Annotated in this window: 9 protein-coding genes; 7 read left to right on the plus strand and 2 right to left on the minus strand. The window is 73.4% G+C overall.

Features of this window, described 5'->3' with window-relative positions; translation table 11 throughout:
* Positions 1–14: 14 nt before the first annotated feature.
* The 6 genes from B100_RS0119375 to B100_RS0119400 all read left to right on the plus strand — a co-directional run bounded on the left by B100_RS0119375 (position 15) and on the right by B100_RS0119400 (position 4,861).
* Positions 15–1,121 (plus strand): CE1758 family FMN-dependent luciferase-like monooxygenase, encoded by a 1,107-nt coding sequence (locus B100_RS0119375; protein WP_024886094.1) that lies wholly within the window; start codon positions 15–17, stop codon positions 1,119–1,121.
* Positions 1,118–1,732 carry an FMN reductase gene (locus B100_RS0119380; protein WP_024886095.1) on the plus strand — a complete coding sequence of 205 codons (615 nt, stop codon included), beginning with the start codon at positions 1,118–1,120 and terminating at the stop codon, positions 1,730–1,732. Before B100_RS0119375 ends, B100_RS0119380 begins: the two co-directional genes overlap by 4 nt.
* A 166-nt stretch (positions 1,733–1,898) precedes the next feature.
* The gene (locus tag B100_RS0119385) at positions 1,899–2,618 is read left to right on the plus strand and encodes an SDR family oxidoreductase (protein WP_024886096.1); all 720 of its coding nucleotides are present in this window, start codon (positions 1,899–1,901) and stop codon (positions 2,616–2,618) included.
* A 63-nt stretch (positions 2,619–2,681) separates the two neighbouring features.
* A complete protein-coding gene (locus tag B100_RS0119390) occupies positions 2,682–3,428 on the plus strand; it encodes an SDR family oxidoreductase (RefSeq protein ID WP_024886097.1) in 747 nt (248 codons plus the stop codon).
* Between the two features lie 85 nt (positions 3,429–3,513).
* Positions 3,514–3,957, plus strand: a complete 444-nt coding sequence (locus B100_RS0119395) for a VOC family protein (RefSeq protein WP_024886098.1) — start codon at positions 3,514–3,516, stop codon at positions 3,955–3,957.
* 139 nt (positions 3,958–4,096) lie between these two features.
* Positions 4,097–4,861, plus strand: coding sequence for an SDR family oxidoreductase (locus tag B100_RS0119400; RefSeq protein WP_024886099.1), 765 nt, complete (start codon positions 4,097–4,099; stop codon positions 4,859–4,861).
* 81 nt (positions 4,862–4,942) lie between these two features.
* Here B100_RS0119400 and B100_RS0119405 read toward each other — a convergent pair whose 3' ends face one another.
* A complete protein-coding gene (locus B100_RS0119405) occupies positions 4,943–5,416 on the minus strand; it encodes a MarR family transcriptional regulator (RefSeq protein ID WP_037723080.1) in 474 nt (157 codons plus the stop codon).
* Between the two features lie 165 nt (positions 5,417–5,581).
* On the opposite strand from B100_RS0119405, the gene B100_RS0119410 reads away from it, so the two are divergent.
* The gene (locus B100_RS0119410; RefSeq protein WP_024886101.1) at positions 5,582–7,042 is read left to right on the plus strand and encodes a dihydrolipoyl dehydrogenase family protein; all 1,461 of its coding nucleotides are present in this window, start codon (positions 5,582–5,584) and stop codon (positions 7,040–7,042) included.
* A gap of 41 nt (positions 7,043–7,083) precedes the next feature.
* On the opposite strand, the gene B100_RS0119415 is transcribed toward B100_RS0119410, so the two are convergent.
* The coding region (locus tag B100_RS0119415) for a zinc-binding dehydrogenase (RefSeq protein ID WP_024886102.1) at positions 7,084–7,695 on the minus strand (612 nt) is incomplete at its 5' end.

Genomic DNA, 7,695 nt, shown 5'->3' on the forward strand with positions numbered 1-7,695 from the left:
ACAGGAATCACCCGATGCACTTCGGAATCTTCGGCGTGGGGGACGTGGCACGCGACCCGCTGTCCGGACGCACCCCCACCGAGCACGAGCGGATCAAGGCGCTGGTGGAGTACGCGAGCCTGGCCGAGGACGTCGGCCTGGACGTCTTCGCGCTCGGCGAGCACCACAACCCGCCCTTCGTCCCGTCCTCCCCCACCACGCTGCTCGGCCACATCGCCGCCCGCACCCGGCGCATCCTGCTGTCCACCTCCACCACGCTGATCACCACCAACGACCCGGTGAAGATCGCCGAGGACTACGCGACGCTCCAGCACCTCGCGGACGGCCGGGTGGACCTGATGCTGGGGCGCGGGAACACCGGCCCGGTGTACCCCTGGTTCGGGCAGGACATCCGTGACGGTCTCGCACTCGCCGTGGAGAACTACGCCCTGCTGCGGCGGCTCTGGCGCGAGGACGTCGTCGACTGGGAGGGGAAGTTCCGCACTCCGTTGCAGGGCTTCACCTCCACGCCCCGCCCGCTGGACGGCGTGCCGCCGTTCGTCTGGCACGCCTCCATCCGCTCGCCCGAGATCGCCGAGCAGGCCGCCTACTACGGAGACGGCTTCTTCCACAACAACCTGTTCTGGCCCAAGGAGCACGTCAGGCGGCTGGTCGACCTGTACCGCCGCCGCTTCGAGCACTACGGGCACGGACCCGCCGACCAGGCGGTCGTCGGGCTGGCGGCGCAGATGTTCGTGCGGAAGAACTCCCAGGACGCGGTGCGCGAGTTCCGCCCCTACTTCGACAACTCGCCCGTGTACGGCGGAGGTCCGTCGCTGGAGGACACGATGGCGCAGACCGCCATGCTGGTCGGCAGCCCGCAGCAGGTGATCGAACAGGTGCTCACCTACCGCGAGCAGGCGGCGGGACACTATCAGCGCCAGTTGTTCAACGTCGACGGCATCGGTGTCCCGCACCGGGCGGTGCTCGAACAGATAGAGGCCCTGGGCGCGATCGTGCCCGTCCTGCGCGCGGAGTCCGCCGAGGGGCGGCCCGCGCACGTCCCGGACGCCCCCACCCACGCCTCCCGGGTCGCGGCCGCCCAGGCGGCGCCGGTCCCCGGAGAGGGAGGCGCACGGTGAAGCGCCGGCTCACCGTCGTCTCGGCGGGGCTGCGGCAGCCGTCGTCCACCCGTCTGCTGGCCGACCGGCTCACCGACGCCGCCCGGCGGGAGCTGGGCCTGCTGGGGGACGACACCGACGTGGAGGTGATCGAGGTCCGGGACCTCGCGCACGACCTGGTGAACCACCTGATCGCCGGCTATCCGTCACCCGGCCTCGGCCGGGCACTCGACACCGTGGCGCGGGCCGACGGCCTCATCGTGGTGACGCCGACCTTCGCGGCCTCGTACAGCGGCATGTTCAAGATGTTCGTCGACTGTCTCGAGGAGCCGGCGCTGGCGGGCAAACCGGTTCTGGTCGCCGCCACCGGCGGCACCGGACGGCACTCGCTCGTCCTGGAGCACGCGCTGCGGCCCCTGTTCAGCCACCTGCACGCCGTGGTGATGTCCACCGCCGTGTTCGCCGCGCCGGAGGACTGGGGCGTGGGGCAGGCGGAAGGGCCACTGGCCGCGCGCGTCGGGCGGGCGGCGCGGGAACTGGCCCGCGAGGTGGGGCGGCGGGAGGAGGCACCACCCGCCGGCCACCCGTACGACGACCCCCAGCCGTTCGACCGTCTGCTCCAGGGAGGGTGAGGCCTGGCCCGACGCGCCGTGGGCGCCTGGACGCCGGGCGCCCGCTCGGCCGTTCGAGTGGTGGCGCACAGCCCCGCACTGTAGCGTCGGAACGGCCGTTCACGGCCTCGAACCGCCTGCCGACCGGTGGCCCGTGGCGGCTGTCCCCGCGCTGGGGGAGGTCTCCATGAAGCTCGAAGAGTGTGTGGCGTTCGTGACGGGCGCCAACCGCGGACTCGGGGAGCAGTTCGTACGCGCCCTGTTCGACGCCGGGGCGGCCAAGGTCTACGCGGGAGCCCGTGACCCCGGCAAGGTCGCCGTACCGGGGGCGGTCCCGGTGGCCGTGGACATCACCGACCACGACTCCGTGGCCGCGGCGTCCCGAGCGGCTCCGGACGTGACGCTGCTCGTGAACAACGCGGGGTCGACGACCCGCGCCCACATCCTCGACGGTGATCTGGAGTCGTTCCGGCGGGAGTTCGAGACGCACGTGGTGGGCACGCTCGCGATGAGCCGGGCCTTCGCCCCGGTGCTCGGACGCAACGGCGGCGGCGCCGTCGTCAACGTCCTCTCCGTGCTGTCCTGGGTGTCCATCCCGGTCACCGCCGGGTACGCCGCCGCGAAGGCCGCCGAGTGGTCGGTCACCAACGCCTTGCGCCTGGCCCTCGCCGACCAGGGCACGCAGGTCACCGCCCTGCACGTCAGTTATCTGGCGACCGACATGGCGGCGGCCGTGCAGGGGCCGAAGGCCGACCCCGGCGAGGTGGCCCGCACCGCCCTGGAAGGCGCCGCGGCCGGGCTGCCAGAGGTACTGGGCGACGACGTCAGCCGGCGGGTCCAGGCGGCCCTGCCGGAAGGGCCGGCCGGGCTGTACCCCCAGTTGCGCGGCGGGCCGTCCTTTGTCTGATGCGGGACCCTGCCGCCCGGGTCCGTGACCGGGCCGTCCCGCGCACCGAAGCCGGAGGCACCCATGGCGAGCGACGCCCCTCTCCCCCGTGACCTGGCGGGCCAGACCGTGGTGGTGATCGGCGCGAGTTCCGGCATCGGACTCGCGACGGCACGTCGGGCACGCCGGCACGGCGCCCGGGTGGTGATGGCCGGACGCGACCGGGAACGACTGGCCCGGGCGGCGACGGACGTCGGTGCGGAGCGTACGGCGACCGTCGACGCCGCCGACTCCGACGCCCTGCGGCGGTTCTTCGCGGACCTGCCCGGCCCGGTCGACCACGTCGTCTCGACCGCCGGCGCCCCCTGGTACATGCCGCTGGCGGAGATGGACGTCGACGAGGCGCGTGCCGTCTTCGGACAGCGCCTCGCCCTCACCGTCGGCGTCGCCAAGTACGGCGCCGCCGTGGTCCGTGACGCGGGAACGCTGGTGTTCGTCGGCGGCACCGGTGGCCGCCGCCCCTCCGTCGGCGGGGCCGTGACGTCGGCCCTCACCGCCGCGCTGCCCGCCCTGACCGCCAATCTGGCGCTCGAACTGGCACCGGTGCGCGTCAATCTCGTCGCGCCCGGCTTCGTCGACACGCCCCTGTCCGCGTCGCTGCTGGGCGACGGGCTGGAGGCGCGGCGGGAGCAGCTGCGCGCCGCCCTCCCCATCGGGCGGGTCGTCGGTCCGGACGACGTGGCCGCGCTGGCCGTGCACCTGATGTGCAACGAGGCCGTGACGGGCGCCACGTACGACGTCGACGGCGGGCAGCAGCTGGTGCCCCCGTGACCGCACGGCGGTTCCGTCCGGAGCCGCCGCCCCGGACGCCCGCCGCCCGGCCGGCGTGACCGACGCAGAACAGGAAGGGTCCACCATGGACATGAAGCTTGAGGTGGCAGTGGTTCCGGTGTCCGACGTCGACCGTGCGAAGAGCTTCTACGAAGGTCTGGGCTGGCGGCTCGACGCCGACTTCACCGCCGACGACGGCCTGCGCGTGGTGCAGGTGACACCGCCGGGGTCCGCCTGCTCGGTGATCTTCGGTGACCAGGTCGGCGAGGCCGCGCCCGGATCGGCCGAGGGACTGCACCTCGTCGTGCGGGACATCGAGGCCGCCCGCGACGAGCTGGCCCGCAGGGGCGTCACCGTGAGCGAGGTGTTCCACGACGCCGGCGGGGTCTTCCACCACGGGGGCACGAAGGCACGGCTGTCGGGCCGTGACCCCGAGGGACGCAGCTACAGCTCGTTCCTGTCCTTCGACGACCCGGACGGCAACGGCTGGATCGTGCAGGAGATCACGGAGCGCCTGCCCGGCCGCTGACCCACGCCCCACCGGCGACGCCGGCTCCCCCCCTGTTCACAACGTCGTTTGACGCCCGGACCGGTCCGACGCACACTTGCTTCGTCAAGCAAGGACATGTCCGGCATGTGGCGCGGACATCGGACCTGGAGCTGTTCTCATGGGCATACTCGACGAGAAGATCGTCCTCATCACCGGAACCGGCGGCGGCATGGGACGGGTCGCCGCCCTGGTCTTCGCCAGGGAGGGCGCACGCGTCGTCGGCGCCGACATCAACGCCGACGGGAACGCCGAGACGGTCGACATGGTGCGCACCGCGGGCGGCCTGATGACGGGCTTCGCGCCGGTCGATCTCACCGATCCCGAGCAGGTGCGTGAGCTGGTGGAGAACGCCGTGGGCGTGTACGGGGGCCTGGACGTGGTCTACAACAACGCCGCCCTGCAGCGTTTCGGTCCCCTGCCGGACTTCTCCGTGGACGACTGGCGAACGACCGTGGCGGGCGAACTCGACATCCCGTTCTTCGTGTCGAAGTACGCCTGGCCGCATCTGGTCGCGCGCGGCGGCGGCGTGCTGATCAACGTGGCGTCGGAGGCGGGGATGATCGCCGGCGCGCACCCCCCGATGGTGGCGCACACGGCCGCCAACGCCGGAGTGATCGGCATGACCCGGCAGATGGCCCTGGAGGGCGCCCCGCACGGCATCCGCGCGGTGGCCGTCAGCCCGGGCCCGGTGCTCACCCCGGCCAGCGACCGGGACCTCGGCGACAACCAGGCGCTGCGCGAGGCGATCACCGCCAAGACGCTCCTCAAGCGCTTCGGGCGCCCCGAGGAGGTGGTGGAGCTGGCCGCCTTCCTCGCCTCGGACCGGGCGTCGTACATCACCGGCGCCAACTACGCCGTCGATGGCGGCTCGAGCGCCTGGTGACGGACGCGGACGCCACAACGGTGACGCGACCCCCGCTCCCGGACGTGACCGTGCGGCGGACCCGGCGGGTCCGCCGCACGGTCACGTGCCGACGTTCTGCAGTGCCGCGGCGAGCTTCCCGAGGTCCAGCTCCGTCAGGTGGTCGAGGAAGTGGCGCCGCACCGAGGCGAGGTTGCTGGGCCACGCCTCCTCCAGCCGGGCCAGGCCCGCGTCCGTCAGCCGGGCGTTCAGGCCGCGGGCGTCCTCCTCCGACCGGATCCGGCGGATGAGCCCCTGTGTCTCCAGCCGTGTCGCCAGGCGGGTCATGCCGCTGAGGGACATCTCGACCGAGGCGGCGAGTTCGCTCATGCGCAGCTGCCGGTCCGGGGCCTCCGACAGGCGCGCGAGGGCCAGGTACTCGACGAGCGACATGCGCTGCTCGCGCAGCATGTCGGCGTCGATGGCGCGGGGCAGCGCGTAGATGACACGGCTGAGCGAGCGCACCACGGCCTCCTCGTCCGGGGTGAGGGGCTCGGGCCGTTGCTCAGCGGGGTCCTTCCGCGCGACGCGTGACATGGCGCCATGCTACGTGCCGCGCGGTACCGGGCCGGGAGCGGCCGGGCGGATACCGGGCCGGGAGCGGCCGGCGGTACGTCCCCGCACGCCGGGCGATGTCGTGCCCGGAGGGGGACACTGGGAGGACATGGCCCAGCCGACCAGCCGACGACCACGGGAGCGGGCATGAACGGCACTTCCCCGGCCTACGACGTGGTGGTTCTCGGTGCGGGACCGACGGGGGAGAACCTCGCCGACCGCACCCGCGCCGCCGGACTCACCACGGTCATCGTCGAGAACGAACTGCTCGGCGGCGAGTGCTCGTTCTGGGCGTGCGAGCCGAGCAAGGCTCTGCTGCGGCCCGTGCTGGCGCGCGCCGACGCCCGGCGCGTCCCCGGGCTCCGGCGGGCGGTCGAGGGCCCCCTGGACGTCGCGGCCGTCTTCGAGCACCGCGACGAGATGGCCGCGCACTGGCAGGACGAGGACCAGGCGGAGTGGCTCGACTCCGTCTCCGTGGACCTGGTGCGCGGGCACGGCCGGCTGGACGGCCCGCGCCAGGTCGTCGTGGACACCCCCGACGGGGAGACCGTACGGCTGACCGCGCGGCACGCGGTCGGGGTGTGCACGGGCACGGTCACCGCCTTCCCCGACCTGCCGGGGCTCGAGGACGTCCGCCCGTGGACCAACCGGCAGGCGACGGCCGCCCGGCACGTGCCGGAACGCCTCGCGGTGGTGGGCGGCGGCGTGGTGGCCGTGGAGATGGCCACGGCGTTCCAGGCGCTGGGGTCGCGGGTGACCATGCTGGTGCGCGGGCGCGGCGGACTGCTCGGCCGGATGGAGCCGTTCGCCGGGGAGATGGTCGCGGACGCGCTGCGCGAGAACGGGGTGGACCTGCGCTTCGGCACGTCGGTGGCCTCCGTCGCGCGCGACGACGGAGGGGACGGTCCGGTACGGATCACCCTGGACGACGGCAACTCCCTGGTCGCGGACGAGATCCTGTTCGCGACCGGCCGTGCGCCGCACACCGCGGACATCGGCCTCGACACCGTCGGCCTGACCCCGGGCGACTGGCTGCCCGTGGACGACTCCTACCGCGTCCCGGACGTCCCCGAGGGGTGGCTCTACGCCGTGGGCGACGTCAATCACCGTGCGCTGATGACCCATCAGGGCAAGTACCAGGCGCGCATCGCGGGCGCCGTGATCGGGGCGCGGGCCAAGGGCGAGCCGCTCGACGACGGCAGGTGGGGACGGCACGCCCCGACGGCCGACAGCGCCGCCGTCCCCCAAGTGGTGTTCACGGAACCCGAGGTGGCGTCCGTGGGCCTGACCGCGCGGGACGCGGAGCAGGCGGGTCTGAAGGTCGACGTCGTGGACTACGACATCGGCAGTGTCGCGGGCGCGGTCCAGTACGCGACGGGGTACCGGGGCAAGGCTCGGGTGCTCGTGGACAGTGCGCGCCGCACGATCGTCGGCGTGACCTTCGTCGGTCCGGGCGTGCAGGAACTGCTCTACTCGGCGACCGTCGCCGTCACCGGTGAGGTGCCGGTGGACCGGCTGTGGCACGCCGTCCCGGCGTTCCCGACGATCAGCGAGGTGTGGCTGCGCGTCCTGGAGACGTACCGGGACAGCGACGGCACGGCGGCCTGAGGGGGTCGGCGGTTCGCCCGACCCCCTCAGGCCAGGCGGGGTCAGGGGGTGAGCACCATCCGGAACCGGGCGCTGCCGTCCATCATCTTGCCGTAGGCGGTGTTCGCCTCGCTCAGCGGCAGGGTCTCCGTCAGGGGGCGGATGCCGTGCCGGGCGGCGAAGGTCATGGTGTCCTGCACGTCCTGCGACGTCCCGGAGGGGTGGCCGCGCACCAGCCGGCCCTGAAGGATCAGCTGGAAGGGACTGATCGGCATCGGGTCGGGGGTCGCGCCGACGACGACGAGCTCACCACGCGGGGTCAGGCCGTCCACCGTCGAGGCGATGGCCTCCGAGTTGCCCGCGGTGGCCAGGACCACCTTGGCGCCGCCCAGCGACCGCAGGGCCTCGGCGACCGGCCCCGCCGTGCTGTCGACGTAGTGATGGGCGCCCAGCTGCTTGGCGAAGTCCGCCTTGTCGGCGCCCCGCGCGATGGCCACCGTCTCGAAGCCCATGGCCGCGGCGAACTGCACCGCCAGGTGGCCCAGGCCGCCGATGCCCTGCACGGCCACCAGGTCGTCGGGCCGGGCGGAGCTGCGCCGCAGCCCGTTGTACGTGGTGACGCCCGCGCAGGCCATGGGTCCCGCGTCGGGGGCCGTCAGAGCCTCGGGGATGCG

It is taken from the genome of Streptomyces sp. CNH189 (assembly GCF_000527195.1).

Coding starts and splice junctions, on each gene's coding strand:
- B100_RS0119400 (WP_024886099.1), top strand. CDS start 4,097: ATGGGCATACTCGACGAGAAGATCGTCCTCATCACCGGAACCGGCGGC.
- B100_RS0119385 (WP_024886096.1), top strand. CDS start 1,899: ATGAAGCTCGAAGAGTGTGTGGCGTTCGTGACGGGCGCCAACCGCGGA.
- B100_RS0119410 (WP_024886101.1), top strand. CDS start 5,582: ATGAACGGCACTTCCCCGGCCTACGACGTGGTGGTTCTCGGTGCGGGA.
- B100_RS0119395 (WP_024886098.1), top strand. CDS start 3,514: ATGGACATGAAGCTTGAGGTGGCAGTGGTTCCGGTGTCCGACGTCGAC.
- B100_RS0119390 (WP_024886097.1), top strand. CDS start 2,682: ATGGCGAGCGACGCCCCTCTCCCCCGTGACCTGGCGGGCCAGACCGTG.
- B100_RS0119375 (WP_024886094.1), top strand. CDS start 15: ATGCACTTCGGAATCTTCGGCGTGGGGGACGTGGCACGCGACCCGCTG.
- B100_RS0119405 (WP_037723080.1), bottom strand. CDS start 5,416: ATGTCACGCGTCGCGCGGAAGGACCCCGCTGAGCAACGGCCCGAGCCC.